We start from the raw sequence: 20,663 nt of genomic DNA, 5'->3' as shown, positions 1-20,663 counted from the left end.
CACATGAAAAGAATCATTATTACCGGTGGCAATGGCTTTATTGCCTCTTTAGTTAAAGAATCCTTAAAAAACACAATGGATGTGGTGGCTATGACGCGAAAAGATGCAGATTTTGCTGATCCGGATGCAGTCAGAGCCTGGTTTGAAAAGCAGGAATTCGATTATGTATTCCATACCGCAGCAATGGCACAGACAGCGGATTGTGAGAACTATCCTGAACTCACCTATCGGGTGAATGTGGAAAGCACAAAAGTTATTGCCGATATCTGTCAAGAACGACATGCTCGCTTGCTTTTTATCAGTACAGAACAATGCTTTAACGCTAAGACTTGTGCAGGTCCATTTAAAGAAGAAGACAGCTTGTGCTCTATCACAAAATATGGACAGCACAAAGTGGAATGTGAAAACTATATCACTTCCCATCTGGAAGATTATCTGATTCTTCGTTTCTCTTGGATGTTAGGCATGAATCGCCCCGGCATTAAGGCAAGTCCTAACATCATACGCAACGTCATGCATGCTCTGTTCTATCAACAGCCGACAAAATTTACCGTAAATGAAATCCGTGGTATGACCTATGCCCAAAAGCTGGCAGATCAATTCGCAAACATCATGGAGCTGGCATCCGGTATTTATCATATCTCGGATACCAATACCCACAACACCTATGAGTCAGCAAAAATAGTAGCTCGTAAATTAGGCTTCGATGAAGAAACCATCGATCGCTATATTTTACCTGATCATGAACGCTATAAAGAACGTTTCCGTGACTATCGTCTCGATCATCAAAAGATAGAAGAGGCCGGCATCCATTTTGGCACCTTTGAAGAAAATGTAGATGCCTGTTTAAAAGATTTCGGCTGGTTGAAATAGCTAAATAGACAGATTTATTAAACAATCTGTCTTTTTTATATGCGTTGTAAACGGATACAAGTGATGACGAATATCACTTCGCATTTTTACATATCAATGCTATAATAAGGAAGATAATGAAAACACCCAGGATGATTTATCATCTTACAGAATGGAGGATACTATGAAATTAGCATTTCTGGTACATACAAGCCGTGATTATGAAGAAGTAATTGAAATGATCAATCAATTGACTAAGCAAGGTGATCATGTCTTCATCATGATCAATGATAACGATTTAAGAGACAAAGTAGCCTTTGTATATACAGATTATTTACGTGTACACGTATCACGCACGCAAGAATATGCCCAAGAAGGAGATCTCTCTTTAGCAAGAGGAACCATCATTCAAATGAAAGAAGCAATCGAAAAAGATGATTTCGATTATTTCATTAATTTAACAGATGGTATGATGCCCTTAAAGAGTCGTAGTGAAATTGTTGCATTTCTAAGCGAACATGAAGGAAAAGATTTTTATTATGATGCCACAGCCGATTATGATCAGGTGGCCCTAAATAAAAAAAGTAAAAAATATTATCCGTTTACCAATGCTTTAGATTTTCCTAGAAATAACTTTCTGCGTTCCCTATCAAAAGCCAGCGGTTCTTTCTTTTCCATGTTTGGTATACGCCGTAAGAGTGAAGAAGTATATCGCATCGGCAGCCCTTGGTTCATCTTATCAAAAGCGAGTGCTAAAATCTTAGCTGCGCATTTTGATTATGTATCTGAATCCTACAAGCTTTCTTGGTATGCGGAGGAACAATACATACCGATGATGATGCAGAAGTATGTATATGTCAATGGTCGAAAAGATGATCATATCAATCAAGATTTGCGTGTTGTCGGTCCAAATGGAACTTGGGTAGAAAGTAGCGATGCCAAACCATTAGCGGAAGAAACTTTAAAAGCACATCCGGAATGCTTATTTGGAGGCAAGATCACGGCAGAAGATACCTTATATTTATATCATGAATATTTTGATATTTATAATCGTGATTATGAAAAAGTTGCTCAAAAGGAAAAACGTGATATTGATCCAAATGCTTTGATTGATGCTCTGACAAAATCATCTGTTGAATAACACCACAAAAGAGCCCTGCAGGATGCAGATGGCTCTTTTCTTTTTCAAATGATAGTATGTATAAATACTGTGCTTCATACTTTTCATAAAGTATTCGCAAGCCAAAATGTATTTTCTTTCGGCTTTTGATAGTTTTTTTCCAGCATGGCCACATGAGATAAAAAATCTGCATCATCAAAATATTTTGCCTTTGCCAAACAGCTCTGAACACAAGCCTGGCATTTTATACAAGTTCCGATAATTTCATAAAAGTTTTCAAAAGAGATAGCCCCCATAGGACAATGGGTAGCACATATCCCACATTTAGTACAGAGATCGAGTCTTGTTTTGGGCATTGCTTTAAGGAAGTGTGCGGGTGTTCCATCTTCTTTGAGTGGCTTATAATACGATCGTTTCGTTGTCATCTTCGTTGTAAGTACAGCCATATCCTTTGACAAATCATTTTCCAATAGGGTATGCATAAGTTGCATTAGAAATTGACGTAATGCTTCTTTATCCTCTTCATTAGGTCGAAAGGTTGCCAGTTTCTCTGTAAAGGCATGTTGGCAAGACATAGCTGCTGCACCTATGACACGAAAACCATGCAAATGCAGTTCTTGGATAGCTTCATCTACCGCCTGATCATAAGAACGATTGCCATAGGTAAGGATAGCTAACGCAAGGGTGTTATCCCCTTGTAAATGATTTTGCAGAAAGGGCAACATCTTATTAGGCAGTCTCCCTGCATAAACGCTGGAACCAAACAACACCAACGCATCTTTAGGGAAAACATAGGTTTCTTTACGCATAGCAGGCAATGTAAAATCAATATAGGTAATCGGAAGATGGAGATATTGTTGTAATGTTTCAGCCGCTGTTTCAATTACTTTTCTGGTATTGCCACAGGCACTGTAATAAACCCCATAAAGCGCTTTTAGTTTCATAAACATCATCCTTTAACCTTTCTTTTCGTTATGTTCATTGTACCGTATATAGCAATTATTTGCATCAAAAAAGCGCTTAGATAAGCGCCTTTTCCTATTATTTTTTCCCCTTCTGCAAATCATTTAACATTTGCAGTACCAGTTTCTTAGAATTGCGGTAGCTTAGATAGAACAAGATCGTAAAGATACCTGTCGGAATTGCAAGTATCAATCCTAGCCATTTTATGACACTGCGTGCTGTTTCGCCTACACTGAGGAATGCATCGTGCATACCTGTGAACCCCCATATAGCCAAAGCACTAAATAATAAACATAGGAAGAAACACATCTTAGCATTTCTTATCAATCGTTTGGTCATCATATCACGATAAGATATCTCGTTCTTCAATTGTTCACGCTCTTTTTTGGTCATCGTACTCTACCTCATTTCATTGTAAAAATCATACCATCCCATACTTCGATTTGCAAGACCTAAAGAAAATCATCCCTTTTGGGAGTAAGGGATGATTTTGAATGTATTGCTAAGTATTATCCCAGCAATCCGCTGACAGAACCTAAGAAACCAATTACCACAAACAGAATTAATACTTTGATTGGAGTAACGTTCTTTTTCGCCATCAGCCACCAAGCGAACAGTACAAACAGCATTGTCAGAATGCCAGGGAATGCACCATCCAGTTTTTGCTGCAGCATAACTGCTTTACCTTCAGAGTCAGTAGCGATCTGAACAGCTGAAGTAATGTTTACCCAAGATCCAGCCATCGCACCAACGATAACCTGACCCATAACGATAACAGATTCACGGAACGCAGTTGCCTGTGTACCAACGATCATTTCAACAGCAGAACCACCAAGTTCATAACCCTTGTTATAAATAACTTTCTGGAATAATGTACTTGTTACGTTCCATACTACGATATAGAATAATGGACCTAAGATAGATCCGCCTTCAGCGAAACCTAATGCGATACCTAACAGAATAGGAATGTAAGTACCAACGATCAAAGAGTCACCGATACCAGCCAATGGACCCATCAAACCTGCACGGATACCATTGATCATTTCATCATCAATTTCTTCAGCACCATTTGCACGAGCTTCTTCCAAACCAGCAGTGATACCAACTACGATAGCACCAATCTGAGGCTCAGTGTTGAAGAATGGATAATACGTTCTCATTTTTTCACACTGTTCTTCGTGTGTAGGATACAATTCCTGAATGATTGGCAGCATAGACCACATGTAACCAAATGTCTGCATGTGTTCGTGAGAGAAACAAGTTAAGTTTCCATACCACCAGCGCCAGAAGGAACTATTTAATGTTTTCTTTGAGATTTTTTTCATAATTAAATATCCTCCTCGTCATCATCATCGATGGCAGCTCCACCGCCACCAGCTTTTACCATTGTTAACTGATAGTTAATCAATGCGAATACAGCACCAACAGCTGTAGCAGCAATCAGTGTTAATCCCATAGATTTAGCCAATGCGAAACCGAATGCGAAGAAAATCAAATCGGTTGTCTTCGTAACAACGGATTTCAGCAGAATAGCAATACCAACAGCAGGCAGTACAGCACCAACTGTAATCAGCGCCTTAACATACCATACGTCTGTTTTCAAAGATGCAAAGATTTCCGTAACTGCATCTGCACCATAATAGCACAGCAGAGTAACAGGCAGGAAAGATAATACGAAGTGAGAAATTAATGGGAATAAAGCATCAACTTTACCAATAATTCCTAAATCGCCTTTATCCAGTCTAGCCCATCCAATGTGCTGCCAGATCAGGTTCATCATAGCAGTTCCGTAGAACAATGTAATACCGATAACACCAGTCATAGCTGAGATACTAGATGCCAAACCTGCAGCATCCTTTCCAGCTAAATCCATTCCAGCAGCTTTCGCTCCAACGTAAGCCAAAGGAATACCAATGTAGGAAACTGCACGCAAGTCAGAAGCTACGGTTCCACCAGGTGTAACCAGCGCAATCCACATAACCTGCATAGGCATACCAACCAGGATACATCCTGGTACATCACCAAGAATTAAACCGACGAACAAAGATGCTACCAACGGTCTATTCAGAGTGTAGTTACCAACAGTAGTTCCCAAACAAGCAATCGTACTAGCTGCAGTACAACTCATAAGACCAATTAAAATTGCTTGAATTAAACTCATAATAGCATTTCTCCTTTTCCTTTTTTTATATAATCCAATTCAGTTTCAATGCTCCCACCATTAATAACCGAATTTAGATCTGAATTTAGGCCATGAACCAATAGCTGTTTCCTGTAATAACGCGAAGTATACATCATAACCAGCGTTTGTCATAGCTTCACATGCTTCAGCCTCTTCCTGAATTAAAGACTGATTCTGTCCTAATTTAATAGAACCTGGGCGATCATTACAAGGTCCAATGACAACACGTTTTACATCACTTGGGACAAATTTGTTGTCTACCAGGATTTTTTTCATGTCGACTGGATTCTTTGTAATTAAGAAATAGCGTTTTTCACTGTCAAGCACGGTCTGTGCTTTTTCCAAGAAGTGTTCCATCGTCCACACCAATACTTTTTTATCAGTAGATGCTTTAAAGGACTGTTTTAGAACTGGAGTAGTTGCTGCTTTATCATTTACAGCAATGATACCGTCACAAGGGAATTCCTTAGACCAACGTGTTACAATCTGACCGTGAATGATGCGGTCGTCAACTCGTACAAAACTAATCATATACTTTTTCCTCCTTTTTATCTGAATGACTAAATGTCATCATCAGCGTCATCAGCTGTTGTACTGAATTCTGTCATGCCTGCATGACCTTCACTTAGAATGGTTTCTTTCAGTACATTTAAATCATCAAAATTGTCTTTCATCAATACGGCGGTAATAGCCATTGGCATGTTCATACCAGCAAGTACTAACGTATTAGCCATCATACCTTTTTCATCAAGTACTGCCAACGCATTCGTAAATGGTGAACCGCTCAAAATATCAGCAAGTAAAATTACGGAGTCGTCAGTATTCAGCGGCTCCACCAGTTTACGGAAGTTTTCCGCAAATTCATCAGCACTCATATCTTCGCGAAGACTCGTGCTTAATGCATCATCTCTACTGCCTGTCATCATCTTTACAGCAGAATGCAGACCCGGTGCAAATTCGCCGTGGCTGACCATAATCACATATCTCATTAGTATCCTCCTTTTTAACAGACACTGATCGTAACTGTCTTATGGTTTTTCAACACTGTTTTTTCACACAAAAAAGTTAAGCACTACGGATAGCACCATCACTATTTTATTGTATGAAGTATCAACAATATGCAGAATCTCCCAGCGATTCAGTTACCAGTAAGTGCTACATTCCAGAGTGACCAGCTCTTATTTTTCCAGGAATGTAATCGCTTACGCTGTCTTTTTACATAGTTATCTTACATCAGTGGATATGGTATTTCAAGCATTTTGTTTAATTTTTTCACATACATTACAAATGTAATCACACAATTCACCCAAAATTGACATAAAGAAACCAACAAATTATATGGAAAACAGGCTATTTTCTTCGTAAACTGGCTTTTTACCTTTTGCTTTTGGTATCTTGCTTGCAAACATCCAAATATGACACCCTATGCACACATAATTGTGTTCGACTATGCACCTGCTTAATTCTTGCGCATGTAGAACACCGGTAACAAAAAGGCAGCTCTTAGCTGCCCTAATCGCCTTGCTTTATTTCACATAGCTAAGTAATACTCTGGTATCCCCCAGTATGGTAAAATCCTTACACACTGCCGGCACAAAGATGCTTTCTGTATAAAGGAATGGAATGTGCATACCGTCACAGATGATTTCAGCATCTTGACCAACATTCGATACACAATAAAATTTTGTGTGATCCATAATTACTTCATAGGATGCATGAATGTCTACCAGCTTGACACAAAACTCTTCACGCTCTACTAACATTTTCTCCTTTGTTTCCTGTACTTTTTCTAAAGGAGAATGAACCGGTGTGCAAATCAAAGCGAAATCCGCAACATCAAAGCTTTTTTGAATATGCAAAGGACGTGGATTGCCGTTTGCATCTTTTCGATTATAATCATAAAAACGATATGTCGTGTTGGAATTCTCCCCAATTTCCAATGCTAAGATGCCCTTCCCTAAGGCATGCAACATCCCTGCATCAATACATACAAAATCCCCGGCTTTTACCGGAATGCGCCGCACATATTGCTCAACTGTATTCTCTTGCACCGCCTGATATAAAACATCCTTATCGGCAATGGTCGTTCCAGCTACCAGCGTTGCCCCTTCATCTGCCTCTAAAATATACCAAGATTCTGTTTTCCCTTCATCATGTTCATGTTCATGCGCATAAACATCATCCGGATGAACCTGAATGGAAAGATTATCTGCCGCATCTAGAAAAGCCAAACGTAACAAACGCTGTCTAGGTACTTCCCCTAGCATTTCTTGCTCTTTCTCATCTAACAATTCCTGTAAAGTTTTACCGGCATAATCTCCATTGATGATCTTATTCTGTGCATGTGGATGGGCACTGATTTCCCAGCATGTGCCACATCCCGTCTGGGCTTCATGACGCATCGTCGTTAAACGATCATTGGCCCAAATGGTTTTGTCATAAATTGGTTTTAAACGAAATGGATACATAATGTTCTACCTCTTTCTTTTTCTCGTCCCTATTATAATATGAATCACATACAAAAGCAATGAAATGTCATTACATTATGACCTTTCCTACATTTTTCATCTTTTTTCTAACAATTGTTATAACAATTGCCTAAGAAAATGGTATAATCATAGTACAGAAAGGAAAAATGACTGCAAATCTTATCGTTGCAGTCAGGTGAATGTATGCAATATGCCATTATAACCGATCAAATTTGTGAAGATTTAGAACGTGCTTTACAAATAGCGAAAGCACATCATTATTCGCATGTGGAATTACACAATGTCTTTGGTAAAAGTATTGAAGAATGTAGTCTGGCAGAAGTCGAGCATATCCGCACGCTCTTACAAACCTATCATTTGGAAGTATCCTGCATTGCCAGTACTGTCTTTTTTCTTTGCCCTTTATATGAAGGTGATCAAGTTTCTTTATTCAATGATTCTTTTTATGCCATTGAAGGCGATATCAATACGCACCTGCGTTATCTGGAAAATGCCTGCCGCATTGCCAAACGTTTAAATTGTCCGCGCGTACGCATATTCCCCTTCCGTTTTCCTGACAATCGTAAACCTCCTTTCGGCATTCAGGAAGATATGAATGCTATCCTTCGTGCAGTCCGCTTAGCTTTACGGATTGCGAAGGAGTATGATATAACGCTGGTTTTAGAAAACTGCCCATATTCACGATTGCCAAAGGGAATGATGACGATACAGATCATCAAGGCTTTCCAAGATCCACATTTGCGCTTATTATGGGATCCAGCCAATAGCTTTAGAGCAGTAAAAGAAAATGTGCCAAAAGATTATTTACTCTTTTCATTAATGGATGAGTTACGTTATATCTATCCGCAAATAGGTCATATTCACATCAAAGATTATCATTATGACCCTACCCAGCAAAAACCTTTTGTGCATAAAGAATTATTCGACGGCGATATACCATATGATCAGATTCTGACATATTTACACAATCGCGGTTATGATAAAGTCCTTTCCTTAGAAGCTGAAGTGCCTTTCCAGGAAACTATATCCAGCATGGATAAACTAAAAGATACATTAGAAAATATCACCTAAAACACCCAAAATGAGGAATTGCCGAATTTGGCATCCCTCATTTTTTATTTATTTACGATTCGCCTTTATCCCGGCATAGCACTGACGTAATACTTCATAACATTTCTTATAAGATAAGTTTTTGATCCTCCCTTTAACTTATTCATTACAAGCTTCTCCACCCTTTGATGATCGATAAACTTCTTTAAACGGATAACAATTACGCAACATCATTTATATCTAATTCCATGTGTTTCAATAGGATAACCGATAATGATCATTTTTTAATACCCGTTATATGGTAACTTAGCAATACATACGTACCGCGTATCAAAAGGGTACATATCACTATGGAAAAGGTTTTTCAAACAAAAAAAGGTTGCTAAGCAACCGAATAAATACTACATGAAGCAAGCGTTTTTCATAATCAGTAAACGCTAAGCTTTTCTGAAACTATAACACATATTTGACGAATAAGAAAATTAAAAATAAAATCAATGGCAAGCCAATTAATACCAGATATCCTACATTGACTTTTTTCTTTAACTGATTCCAGTTCTGCTCATCAAAATAAAAGCGCTCATCCTGCGTCCGTTTCACAACCCCATTTTCCATCAGATTCGCAATCGTATAAGCGATGACCTGAGTTGGATATGATATATTTTTAAATGCCTCATAACCGACAGCCGTACTTTCTGAATATGCCTCTTTTCGATGTAATACATCTAATACACGTTTTGCCGCTGTCTGCTGAACTGTTGCTTTTTTCTTTGCCATTTCCTTACATCCTCCTACTGATAAAAGGAAGTTATTCCTCATTTTGATTGTATTGTATAACACATTGTACCGCTTGCGCAACACTTTTTACGATTCTCTTCCCATGACGCTTTACTTCCTCCTGCGCACTTTCCATCACAAAACTATGCTCAACACAAGAAAACATCGGCACATCATTATGGCCATCCCCGATTACCCCAACCTCATGCTTTTTTAGATGCAGCTTATCCATCAGGGTACAAACGGTGTTGCCTTTATGAATACCTTTTTTAGTTATTTCAATATAGTCGATAGAAGTAGGCAAGACTTCATACTCTTTAAATATTGCCTGAAGCTTAGGCAACAAAGCATTTGTTGTCTGCTCATTGCAAGTATACAAACTGATTTTGACCACACTGGCTTTTGTTCTATGCAAATGTTGGAGTAAGTCTTCTTCACTCAGATTGCCCAAATAAGCAAGTGTCTTACGTATAGATTGCCATGCATCTGCTGTATAGGAATGTTTCATCAAAAAGAATTCACGCTCTTCACTACAAATAAAAGGATGACACATCCCCACATAAGCATCCAATTGTTTCATAATAGCGATGACTTCTTCCCCATCCATATGATGTTCCAATACCTTATGTTTTTGAATCCATAAAGAGCCTCCATTATTGGCTACGATACAATCGGCTTGTAAATTATGGTGTGTTAACAGATGACGGCAAAAGCCGATATCTCTTCCTGTCACCAAACCAAATTGAACACCATGTTCCTGCAGCTGATGGATTGCGTCAACATCAGTCTTATGAATCTTTGGATCATATTGAATCAAGGTACCATCGATATCACTTAATAATAATCGTATCATTGCTTTATCCACCCATAGTGAAGACAAGCGTTCCATATGCCATCTTCCTCAACATTAGATGTCACATAAGCAGCTGCTTCTTTGACTTTTTCACGAGCATTCCCCATGGCAATGCCATACCCACAGCGCTTGATCATATCCAAATCATTATAATCATCGCCAAACGCCGCACATTCTGTCATATCAATACCGATATGCTTACAAATACATGCGATGCCATCTGCTTTGCTATGCTGTCCATTGATATCATAATATGTCGTATCAAAGGGCGTAAATAATAATTCAGGAAAATGTTCTTTGATCGCTTGCAAATCCTCATGTTCAATTTTTGCCACAGCAGCTAAAGGAAGACTTTTTTGTTGATATATGCTTTGTTCACGCTCATCGCTTAAAATATCCAAGCGTCCTAAAAATCCTTCCAGCATATGCGCAATACGTTTATAGCCATGATAACAACGCGCCGCTTCGATGCATTGAAACATCAAAGCATCATCTTTGGTGCGAAAGATATCAATCAATTTTTGGGTCTGCTGTTTTGTAAAAGAAAAGCGATGTAATACCTCATCCTTACTATCTATCACACAGGCACCATTGCTGCAAATAAAATAATCAAATGTAATTTCTTCCAGCAGTTTCTTCTCCATGGCAAAAGGAGGTCTGCCACTGGCAATGGCCAGCTTCACTCCTTGCTTTTGCAAATTTTTTAATGCTGTTATCGTGTTGTAACTGAATTGTCTGTCACCTTTTGTAATCAGTGTACCATCCACATCAAACACACATAGTTTTATCATTACGAATCATCCTTCACCTTTATTTTTTATGTTTCTTACGGTTTTTCCAGTTGTCATAATGAACATCAAATGCCTCACCCATCTTATGTGAAATCGTGATTCGTTTTTCTTCGGTTGATGAAATTTCCATGTTTTTCATTAAGCCTTTGTTTCGTGTTACGTTCATGATAGAACGGTAACGATAATAAGCCTTTTCATATAAGAAGCCGTTGTCATCAAAAATAACACGTCGTTTCACAAGCGTATCCATTCCCATACTCACGGCAATCAACGCTATTAAACTGTAGGCAAGACGATAATAGTAAACGTTATCCTCCACATATGGGAAAAAGGCAAGGAAAATGCCGGCTGCCATCATTATGGCGAAAAAGATCAAAAAGCCGGTATAAACATTTACTTCTTCATAGTCCTTATGACTGTTTTTGTACTCATTTCTTAATTTTATATTTGTTCTTAACTGCTGTGCGGAACGAAATAACATCCAAATGCCATACCCGATCATAACCACACTGATAAAGGTTTCCATAGTAAATATAGTATCCATAAAAATTTTCTCCTTCTTCCAATTTCGGTATTATTATACACTATTTCAAGGAAGAATTTAAGCGGTTACGTAAATCAGTGACATTTGTCTATACCCGTTTATAAAGCAATCCCAAACCTAAAGGGATAATGCCGGATAAACCAATCAGCAATAATGTCATATCGGCCCCCATCGCATTGACCATTGCACCGGCAATCACAGGGGTAACTAATAAGGAAACACCTACATAAAAAGCTGAAGCTATGGTCTGTCCACTACTACGCAAATGTTTTGGCGTCGTATCATCAACCAAAGTTTTGCTGGTAATCATGATAAGCGGATACGTGATACATTGCATCAAAGTGACAACAATCATCATTTCCGGTGATTGTACAAGCGAATAGGCAATAAAACGAAGAATGTACATAAAGGTACCAAACATCATCAGCTTATAGTCACCGAATTTCTTTAACAGCCAGGTACCGGCAAAAAACAGTGGCAGTTCGGTAAATGCCTGTATGCTCCAGCGTGCGCCGATCATTCCTTCTTTCGCTCCAAGATTCATCATCTTATCCACTGTTGTATAAATATCGGCCGTTGCGATGACATTAATAAATAGGAAGATCAATACCACGATGATATATTTACGATTGAGCAACAATTCCTTTAAATCGCCGATATGAATACCACCACTTTTTTCCACCTTTACGGCATCTTGCATCATCATCGTCAATAAAATATTCAACACGGCCAAACCGGCAAATACATAACCTAAGGAAGCATAGCCGTAATGTTCAACGATCATTGCCCCAATCGGACTTCCAATCATCCAGCCTATCGCACCAAAGGCCCGAATCGGTCCAAAGTTATTTCGACAGGTTTCACTCGTCTGTAGTGTCCAGCTATCCTGTATTGCCATTGTCGTACGAAACATACCGCCGACTAAAGACATAAAGATCAAATGCAGATAAAAGCTCTTTTCACTTACCTGATACATCACCAAGGCCGCTAAAACAAAGATAATCAATGATAAATTGAAAAAGCGTTTATCACTATGGTACTTATCACATAAATAACCAGCAAATAGCTGTGTTACAATAGCGACAACAGCCGTACCAGATAAGATAACACCACGTTCAACGACATCATAGCCAACGGATTCTAAAAACGTTTGCATGTAGCCATAAGGCAATACAAATGCCAAATAGCTCAGAAAGTAAAAACCACATAACAGCACGACATTTCTTCGATCTTTTTTCATAGGTTCCTCCTGTATTGTTTCCTTGCATCCCTTTTCTATTATCATAAACGATATGCTTTCATAAAACAAACCCGATAACGCTGTTCTGATATGGCAAGGAGGTCGCTCTTCATCAGTAGATTGGTCAGATCCTACAACAGTGTTTATCGGGTATATGGCCCATGTCTTATCATGGTCATTCAAAAGTATGCTCATCTACCATGATCAGCTGTTTTACACCTTTTACCATTGTTTGCTGTTCCTCACTGATCGGATTGGTAATCATGACATCATAATCCGAAAACTTCGCAAACTGATAGGTACTGGTCTTGGTAAACTTGCTGGAATCACAAAGCAAAATACTTTTTCTGGATTGGCGTAGAATATGGCGGTTGATTTCCGCATGTTCCATAGAAAATGTCATTGGTCCATCCATATCCTGGAAACCGTCACAGCCTAAAAAAGCAATATCGATGCGAATGGAGTCAATCACATTTGTCGTATAATAGCCAATAAAAGCTCTGCCTTTTTTCTGCAGCTTACCACCGGCCATAATAAGTTCTAAGCCACTGTCACAAATGATATCGCCAATGGGCAAAGAATTTGTCAATACGGTAATATTTTTCTTTAACCGTAACAATTTAGCCAGTTGCAAACAGGTACTTCCCGGATCTAAATAGACGATGGAATCATCCTGTATAAAATCTAATGCCTTGCGCGCAATCCATTGTTTCTGCACTGTATTCTCCTGCAGTTTCACATCAAAAGGCAACTGATAATAAGCATTGCGAACAGTAGCGCTGCCATGCTTTTTAATTAATACGCCACGATCTTCTAATACTTTCAGATCTTTTCGTATGGTTTCTGTAGTAACATCCAAGGCCCGCGCCAAATCCCCCACACGAACTCTTCCTTCATTCAGAATGATCTCATATAACGCATTTCTTCTGGCATCGCTTGCTTTGGACATTTTCATCAGCCTCCTTTGACACACTCTTAGTTTAAGTATTTCCAAGGAATTCGTCAATTAAAAATCCCAACATTCCAAATTTAAAACATTAATTTTTTTGTTTTTATACAAATTTCCCACTTTTTTCGCAATATTTTAATAATTTCTAATAGATACAAACTTTTCCGATTTGCTTATGCTATAATACCTTTGTTTTCAAAGGAGAGCCACTATGACAACATTTGATTTACACATGCATTCTTTATATAGTAGTGATGGACAATTCACCTGTCAGGAATTAATAGAAAAAGTAAAAGAAGCCAAGCTGTCTCTTATTGCCCTAAGCGACCATAATACGGCACAGGGCGTTGATGAAATGATGCAGTTAGGTAAGCAAAACGAGATACGTGTGATTCCTGCCATTGAATGTGATACCTTGTTTGACGGATTGGAAGTCCATGTGCTGGGCTATGGCCTAAATCATCATACACCGTATTTTGAAAAGCTTCCTCAGCAGATTGCTCAATTGAAGCAGGGTACGATGACAAAACGCATTGCCAAATTGAATGAATACTTCGATATGGAATTAGATGCACAAGCATTATTACAACGCTTTGGAACAATGAATCCCTTTCCCGCTATCGTTGACTATTTTCTCAAGGATCCTCGCTATGCAAATAAGCCAGCCTTTCAGCCCTACCAACCAGGTGGAGAGCGCTGTGAGCCGGCTTGTGTCAATTTTTATTGGGACATGTGCAGTGCCGGTAATCCTTGCTATGTTCATGTACCATATCCCTATCTGCAAGAAACCGTAGAGCACATCCATGAAGCCGGTGGTATTGCCATTATCGCCCATCCTTTCCGTAATTTCTTCCACCAAGAAGAACGCTTGGAAAAAGCCCTTAGCCAAGGTATAGATGGTATTGAGGCCTACAGCAACTACCATACGCGGGAACAAAACTTATATTATGAAGACTATTGTCAAAAGCATCATGTGCTGATGAGTTGTGGCAGTGATTTTCATGGTAAAATGAAACCAAAGATTCAACTTGGTGAATATGGCTATGAAGGTCATCATGCGGAAATAATCTTGCAACAATTCTTACATGCCTTAGCGAACAATTAGACTGTTGAAACAGTCTTTTTTACTTATACAGGTGGTACAAGCCGTCATATATAAAAAAATGAAAAACTTGTATAAAATTGTTGACTAAGGTTAACTTTCGTTGTATTATATAGAAGAAGTTAGATAAAGCTAATTATGAGAGATGTGTACTTCCTTTCTACACATGGCTTATTTCCTCTATAACTTTACAACCACAAGCACTAACTTCCCACTATATGTTTTTATCATTTATAGCATAGAGAATCGTGATAACTTATGATCGTTCTCTGATAAAAAATACGTCAATCTTAGATGAGAAAGACGTATTTTTTTCTTATCTTTTTTACATGACAAGAACTCAAATGAACCGAGCAAATTATACCTCATTTTAACCTTGTTACTAGTTCACATTCCACAACGTTTAGCCGTAATTGCTAAGACAATATAATGTATACGGTATGATAGGAACCTAATGTGCACATATTTATTTTGAATGCCACCTGTATGGTGATTCAAAAAACTTTAATTTTATCTGTTAATCCATCTTCACTTTCTTTCGCAATACCACAAGAGCTCCTATACATCCTATTATCGCAATCCCTATCAGTACATAGATTCCTGTTCCTCCGGTGATCGGTATCCAAAAATGCTTATCATTGTATACCACCATATGCAGCTCGTCATTCTCTCCTACCTTCTTCGTCTCGATCTGGATCTGCTCATTCCCTTCGCTTTGGCCATACTCCTTCTCGTTTATCTTCACCAGCAGCTTCCCTGTTCCTTCTTCTCTTGTGATCTCGATCTTGATGGCCCCTTCCAAGAGTCGATAGCCTTTTGGTGATTGTGTCTCTTTCAGATAGTAGGTTCCTGCTCGCACATTTTCAATCATGCACTTCTCTTCCGTTTCGCTCTCATAGCTTGCGATCGCATTCGTCAGTTCTTTATCCCTATACAACGTGAACTTCGCTCCTGCTATTCCTTCCTTTTCGCGATTTGCCTTCTTCAGATATAGATCGATTGCTTTTGGTGTATACTCATTCGTATATAAGAATTGGATGTTCTTTTCTAATACTTCTTCTTGGGCCTCTGTCTTGATGGTGTATTCTACATTCGTCTGTTTCTCTTCTACCTTATACGTTTCTTTTTGTTTCAGCTCTCGAAATAGTGCGGTCTGATTCCCTTTTATCTGGAACTCGCCTGCTTCATTCGTCTTATAGGTGCTTTCGGAATCACCGAGTGCTATGACATAGTTCGCATTCTTGACAGCTTCATAAACGTCCCCATTCTTTCTGCTCAATACAAAAGTAAACTTGATATCATCCATGGGTATCTCATCCGTCTTATTCTCGATCAGCTTCGTTACTGATAAGATTCCTTCTTCCTTCATCTTTTCATTGACGAACGGCAATATCTCTACATTATCGCCTACGACCTTGTTCTCATAGCCTTCATTGCTTACCGGTGTCTTTTGGATATAGCCCGGTTTTACTATTTCCTGTACATCATACAGGGTCCCCGGTGCTATCCCTAAGAACATGGCGGTCTCATTCGCTTTCAAGGTGAAATGTCCATTCTCATCGGTTGTATAGGTTACACCATCTACACGTTTTCCACTCACACTATCATACAGTACATACTTTGCATTGCTCCATGCCTTCTTCATATGATCCATCAACAAGAACGTAAACGTTTCTTCCGATGTGCTCTTATCGCTCATTGTCTTATTGACCCCAAAGGAAGCGATCGCATTCGTATATTGTACTGCTGTTACCGGTGCCTGTGTCGCTCCACTTTGTTTTACATCCCCCAATACTCGCCAACCTTCTGCGTTTTCCTCAACGACCTCATAGTCCACATCTGCCTTGACTTCCTTAAAGACAGCATTCTGTCCGCCTTTTAAGGTAAACCTGCCGTTTTCATCGGTCCTTGCTTCTTTTACTTCTTCGCCAGTATCGCTATTCTTGATCGTATATGCCTCATCCGCATATGCTTTCCCTTCCAGCTTCAAGGTAAAGTGAAAGCTATCTTCTCCATCATATACATAACCTTGTGGAAAGGAGATATGCTTTGTCACGATCAGATCCGTTGTCTTCTGCTCAACATATGGCATATACAGATTCACAAATTCAACTCTGGCACCATCTGGTTTGATCGTACCGATGGCAGAGGTCCCCGCTGCCGGAGAAACCTGTTGAAAGTTTTCTTGCGGCAGCTCTGAGATCTCATAGGATACCCCATTGCCGACATACTCAAATTTTGCAGTATATCCACCATATAAGGTAAAGTTTCCATTACGATCGGTCATGAAAGGTATCTTATTGGTTGTTTCCGAAGATATCGTACCATCCTGATGATTGTATACCTCATCTCCGTTTTCATTAAACACACGGTATTGTTCCTTATTGGCAAGCTTTTCATTTAGCTTCAATACGAACTTGAAAGCTACATCCTTTGGTACCTCATAGCGCTCATCAGCACTTTCCACATGCTTGGTGATAAAGAGGTCAGGAGTCTTATTCTCTTCATTGGTAAAGGTCACTCTCGTTGTTTCCTCTGCCTGTATAGCTTGCGTACCTGCGACCATACAGAAAGCAGCAAGCAATAGTACGCTGATTCGTTTTATATATTTCATGATATCATGCCCCTTCCTGTGATGGTTGCCATTCGATTTTACCTGGATCAAAGTACCATGGATACTCAGACATAGTACTTGGATCTGTATTACCTGTAAAAATGATTTTTTCAAGATTGTTACAATAACTGAATGCAGACCATCCTATGCTTGTTACTGAATTTGGAATCACTAATTCTCCTGTTAATCCACTACAATAAGAGAATGCATTACTACCTATGCTTGTTACTGAATTTGGGATCACTAATTCTCCTGTGAAGCCACTACAATAAGAGAATGCCATATATCCGATGCTTGTTACGGAATTTCCAATTGTCAATGAGCCGGTGAAGCCTTTACAACCATCGAAAGCATATTCTCTTATGCTTGTCACGGAGTCTGGGATTGTTAATGATCCTGTAAAGCCTTTGCAATTATAGAATGCTTTCTCTCCTATACTTGTTACGGAATTTCCAATTGTTAATGAGCCAGTGAATCCGCTACAACCATAGAATGCCTCACCACCTATGCTTGTTACTGTGTCTGGGATTTTTAATGACCCTGTTAATCCACTACAATCAGAGAATGCACGACCTTCTATGCTTGTTACTGAATTTCCAATTGTCAATGAACCTGTGAATCCGCTACAACCATAGAATGTTTCATATCCTATGCTTGTTACTGTGTCTGGGATTATTAAATCTCCTGTGAAGCCACGACAATCAGAGAATGCAGAAAATCCTATGCTTGTTACCGAATCTGGAATAATTAATGAGCCTGTGAAACCTTTACAATAATCAAATGCTTTATATCCTATGCTTGTCACGGAATCTGGAATAATTAATGAGCCTGTGAAACCTTTACAATAATCAAATGCAGACTGTCCTATGCTTGTTACTGAGTCTGGAATCGTTAATGATCCTGTAAAGCCACTACAACCAGAGAATGCAGAACCTCCTATGCTTGTTACTGAGTTTGGAATCGATAATGTCCCTGTGAAGCCACTACAACTAAGGAATGCTCTAATTCCTATGCTTGTTATTGAGTTTGGAATCGATAATGTCCCTGTGAAGCCACTACACCCTTCAAATACAGATTCACTAATACTTTCTACAAAATTTGGTATTACTAAATCTCCCATGAAGCCACTGCAGTTTTTGAATGCAGAATTTCCTATTATTCTTACTTTGTCTGGAATTATTAAAGAGCCTGTGAATCCGCTACAACTTTCAAATGCAGAATTCCCTATGATTGTTACGGATTTTCCGATTGTCAATGAGCCTGTAAAGCCACTACAATAAGAGAATGCCTTCTTCCCTATGCTTGTAACTGAATCTGGAATTCTCAATTCTCCTGTTAATCCACTACAATAAGAGAATGCATCATCTCCTATGCTTATTACGGAATCTGGAATCGTTAATGAGCCTGTAAAGCCTCTACAATAAGAGAATGCACCATCTCCTATGCTTATTACGGAATCTGGAATTGTCAATGAGCCTGTAAATCCGCTACAACTTTCGAATGCAGAATCCCCTATGCTTGTTACTGAGTTTGGTATTACTAAATCTCCTGTTAATCCTCTACAACCAGAGAATACATAGTTTTCTATTTCTGTTAAAGAATCTGGAATTCTCAATTCTGTTAATCCTCTACAATCAGAGAATGCCTTACTTCCTATACTTGTTACTGAGTCTGGAATTGTCAATGATCCTGTTAATCCTCTACAATCAGAGAATGCAGACCATCCTATGCTTGTTACTGAGTCTGGAATTGTCAATGATCCTGTGAAGCCGCTACAACCATTGAATGCCCATTTGCCTATGCTTATTACCGTGTCTGGAATTGTCAATGAGCCTGTCAATCTACTACAAGCAGAGAATGCAGAATCTCCTATGCTTATTACTGAGTTTGGTATTCTCAATTCTCCCGTAATTTTACTACACTGCCAGAATGCAAGTTTTCCTATGCTTGTTATCGTATCCGGCATTTTTACACTGGTAATATTTTGATTGTCATAGAATGCTTTTGTACCTATTGATGTTATAATACATGGTTTGCCCTCATACATTATAACTTCTGGTATTACTATATCGCCTGTATTTAATACTACTTGTTCTTCTGTATTGGCATCTATTACACCAGTAGTTACCATTTCTATTGTTAATTCTATCGTTCCTGCAGTCTTCAAATTTTTCGCTTTCTCAATAGATTCTCCTGTTTGATCATCGGTATAGGTGAATGCCAAATCAAATGTATCCACATTCATAGGTACTGTATCTATATCTATCTCATAATCATCATCCGATAATCGTACTACCCTACCATCAGAATAGATCGCATTTACAGTGAATTTGGATTTATCTACCTTACTGTCTTCTTTGAAATATTCTTCATTTGTTTCTATAGATAGGTCTGCCAATATGATCGGTGCTTTTGCCTGTATCAGCATCATGTTCTTCGTTAACTGCAGTGTCTTATCGTTTGTTCCTGATAGGTCGGTCAAGATGTATGGTGTATCTTGTTTCTCACTTACCGTCCATGCAGTATCATCCGGCAGATCTAATCTTGCGTATTGATTACCTTTGATCTTGATCTCACCTGTCGTTCCTGTATTTCCTGTCGCTATTTGTTTATTTGTGGTTACATCATAGATCACATAGTTGATATTGGTTCCTTTTTTGCTTTCTAGGATATCCTCTAAACTTGTGATCACTTCTTGTTTGGAACGTGTGACCTGTCTTAGCTCGAAGGTGAATTCCTGTTCGCTGTCTACATTAAGTGCTTTCGCTATTTCAATTGGTGTCGTACGATTACTATTGACGAAAGTATTCGCATCTTCGATATCCAAGCTGCCATTATAGCTATCAGCTAGTTGCAGATATCCGGATAGGATGCCCCATGTATCTTCACTTTCTTCTAGGATTTCCACGATACGATAGCTATCTTTTATTGGATTGCTTGGGTTGATCTTTACATCATGCTCTGTGAAATAGAGAATTGGATATCCCTTTTCGGTTTTCTCTACCGTTATCTTTCCATCAGCTTCTGTTTTCTGTATATGATTGCTTATCCAATCGTTATCATCCCCTACGATATAAGAAACTTCATTTGCCGGATTCCATACCGTTCCATCATAGCTTTCTACACGGAAGACCAAT

19 protein-coding genes are annotated in these 20,663 nt (G+C 38.8%); 4 read left to right on the top strand and 15 right to left on the bottom strand.

What is annotated here, in order from left to right; genetic code table 11:
* Nucleotides 1-3 precede the first annotated feature (3 nt).
* Nucleotides 4-873: an SDR family oxidoreductase gene (locus tag AC1VS3_RS08725; RefSeq protein WP_117548017.1), complete on the top strand. Its 870-nt coding sequence runs from the start codon at nt 4-6 to the stop codon at nt 871-873.
* A 163-nt stretch (nt 874-1,036) separates the two neighbouring features.
* On the top strand, nt 1,037-1,993 hold the full coding sequence (locus AC1VS3_RS08720) for a beta-1,6-N-acetylglucosaminyltransferase (protein WP_117548016.1): 957 nt from the start codon (nt 1,037-1,039) through the stop codon (nt 1,991-1,993).
* An 83-nt stretch (nt 1,994-2,076) separates the two neighbouring features.
* Here AC1VS3_RS08720 and AC1VS3_RS08715 read toward each other — a convergent pair whose 3' ends face one another.
* From AC1VS3_RS08715 to AC1VS3_RS08685, 7 genes are all read right to left on the bottom strand, one after another.
* Nucleotides 2,077-2,916, bottom strand: a complete 840-nt coding sequence (locus AC1VS3_RS08715; protein WP_117548015.1) for an EFR1 family ferrodoxin — start codon at nt 2,914-2,916, stop codon at nt 2,077-2,079.
* Nucleotides 2,917-3,013: 97 nt separating this feature from the next.
* The gene (locus AC1VS3_RS08710) at nt 3,014-3,328 is read right to left on the bottom strand and encodes a hypothetical protein (protein WP_008979299.1); all 315 of its coding nucleotides are present in this window, start codon (nt 3,326-3,328) and stop codon (nt 3,014-3,016) included.
* Between the two features lie 116 nt (nt 3,329-3,444).
* On the bottom strand, nt 3,445-4,260 hold the full coding sequence (locus tag AC1VS3_RS08705) for a PTS system mannose/fructose/sorbose family transporter subunit IID (protein ID WP_008690714.1): 816 nt from the start codon (nt 4,258-4,260) through the stop codon (nt 3,445-3,447).
* Between the two features lie 2 nt (nt 4,261-4,262).
* Nucleotides 4,263-5,096: a PTS sugar transporter subunit IIC gene (locus AC1VS3_RS08700; RefSeq protein WP_008690712.1), complete on the bottom strand. Its 834-nt coding sequence runs from the start codon at nt 5,094-5,096 to the stop codon at nt 4,263-4,265.
* Between the two features lie 60 nt (nt 5,097-5,156).
* The gene (locus AC1VS3_RS08695) at nt 5,157-5,648 is read right to left on the bottom strand and encodes a PTS sugar transporter subunit IIB (RefSeq protein ID WP_008979301.1); all 492 of its coding nucleotides are present in this window, start codon (nt 5,646-5,648) and stop codon (nt 5,157-5,159) included.
* A gap of 29 nt (nt 5,649-5,677) precedes the next feature.
* Nucleotides 5,678-6,091 (bottom strand): PTS sugar transporter subunit IIA, encoded by a 414-nt coding sequence (locus AC1VS3_RS08690; RefSeq protein WP_481275605.1) that lies wholly within the window; start codon nt 6,089-6,091, stop codon nt 5,678-5,680.
* Nucleotides 6,092-6,643: 552 nt separating this feature from the next.
* Nucleotides 6,644-7,585, bottom strand: coding sequence for a type I phosphomannose isomerase catalytic subunit (locus tag AC1VS3_RS08685; protein ID WP_481275604.1), 942 nt, complete (start codon nt 7,583-7,585; stop codon nt 6,644-6,646).
* 204 nt (nt 7,586-7,789) lie between these two features.
* Here AC1VS3_RS08685 and AC1VS3_RS08680 point away from each other — a divergent pair, with 204 nt between their 5' ends.
* Nucleotides 7,790-8,677 carry a sugar phosphate isomerase/epimerase family protein gene (locus AC1VS3_RS08680; RefSeq protein ID WP_117548012.1) on the top strand — a complete coding sequence of 296 codons (888 nt, stop codon included), beginning with the start codon at nt 7,790-7,792 and terminating at the stop codon, nt 8,675-8,677.
* A 432-nt stretch (nt 8,678-9,109) separates the two neighbouring features.
* Here the strand turns inward: AC1VS3_RS08680 and AC1VS3_RS08675 are convergent, their stop codons facing one another.
* The 6 genes from AC1VS3_RS08675 to AC1VS3_RS08650 all read right to left on the bottom strand — a co-directional run bounded on the left by AC1VS3_RS08675 (nt 9,110) and on the right by AC1VS3_RS08650 (nt 13,810).
* Nucleotides 9,110-9,433 (bottom strand): hypothetical protein, encoded by a 324-nt coding sequence (locus AC1VS3_RS08675; protein WP_008690707.1) that lies wholly within the window; start codon nt 9,431-9,433, stop codon nt 9,110-9,112.
* Between the two features lie 31 nt (nt 9,434-9,464).
* Complete coding sequence (locus tag AC1VS3_RS08670; RefSeq protein ID WP_117548011.1) at nt 9,465-10,322, bottom strand: HAD family hydrolase; 858 nt, start codon at nt 10,320-10,322, stop codon at nt 9,465-9,467.
* Nucleotides 10,283-11,077 (bottom strand): HAD family hydrolase, encoded by a 795-nt coding sequence (locus tag AC1VS3_RS08665; protein WP_008979306.1) that lies wholly within the window; start codon nt 11,075-11,077, stop codon nt 10,283-10,285. The genes AC1VS3_RS08670 and AC1VS3_RS08665 overlap by 40 nt, the downstream gene beginning before the upstream one ends.
* 19 nt (nt 11,078-11,096) lie before the next feature.
* On the bottom strand, nt 11,097-11,621 hold the full coding sequence (locus tag AC1VS3_RS08660) for a hypothetical protein (protein ID WP_008979307.1): 525 nt from the start codon (nt 11,619-11,621) through the stop codon (nt 11,097-11,099).
* Nucleotides 11,622-11,709: 88 nt separating this feature from the next.
* Nucleotides 11,710-12,861: an MFS transporter gene (locus tag AC1VS3_RS08655; RefSeq protein ID WP_020990873.1), complete on the bottom strand. Its 1,152-nt coding sequence runs from the start codon at nt 12,859-12,861 to the stop codon at nt 11,710-11,712.
* A gap of 175 nt (nt 12,862-13,036) precedes the next feature.
* Nucleotides 13,037-13,810: a DeoR/GlpR family DNA-binding transcription regulator gene (locus tag AC1VS3_RS08650; RefSeq protein WP_020990874.1), complete on the bottom strand. Its 774-nt coding sequence runs from the start codon at nt 13,808-13,810 to the stop codon at nt 13,037-13,039.
* Between the two features lie 211 nt (nt 13,811-14,021).
* On the opposite strand from AC1VS3_RS08650, the gene AC1VS3_RS08645 reads away from it, so the two are divergent.
* Entirely contained in the window at nt 14,022-14,915 is an 894-nt protein-coding gene (locus tag AC1VS3_RS08645) for a PHP domain-containing protein (RefSeq protein WP_481275603.1), read from the top strand.
* A gap of 514 nt (nt 14,916-15,429) precedes the next feature.
* Here the strand turns inward: AC1VS3_RS08645 and AC1VS3_RS08640 are convergent.
* The gene (locus tag AC1VS3_RS08640) at nt 15,430-17,526 is read right to left on the bottom strand and encodes an MSCRAMM family protein (RefSeq protein ID WP_481275602.1); all 2,097 of its coding nucleotides are present in this window, start codon (nt 17,524-17,526) and stop codon (nt 15,430-15,432) included.
* Between the two features lie 4 nt (nt 17,527-17,530).
* Nucleotides 17,531-20,663 (bottom strand): leucine-rich repeat domain-containing protein (locus tag AC1VS3_RS08635; RefSeq protein ID WP_481275601.1); only part of this gene is annotated, 3,133 nt, incomplete at its 5' end.

The organism is Longicatena sp., assembly GCF_982403165.1.
The sequence above is the reverse complement of the archived record's forward strand: the minus strand, read 5'-3'. Positions and strand labels throughout refer to the sequence as shown.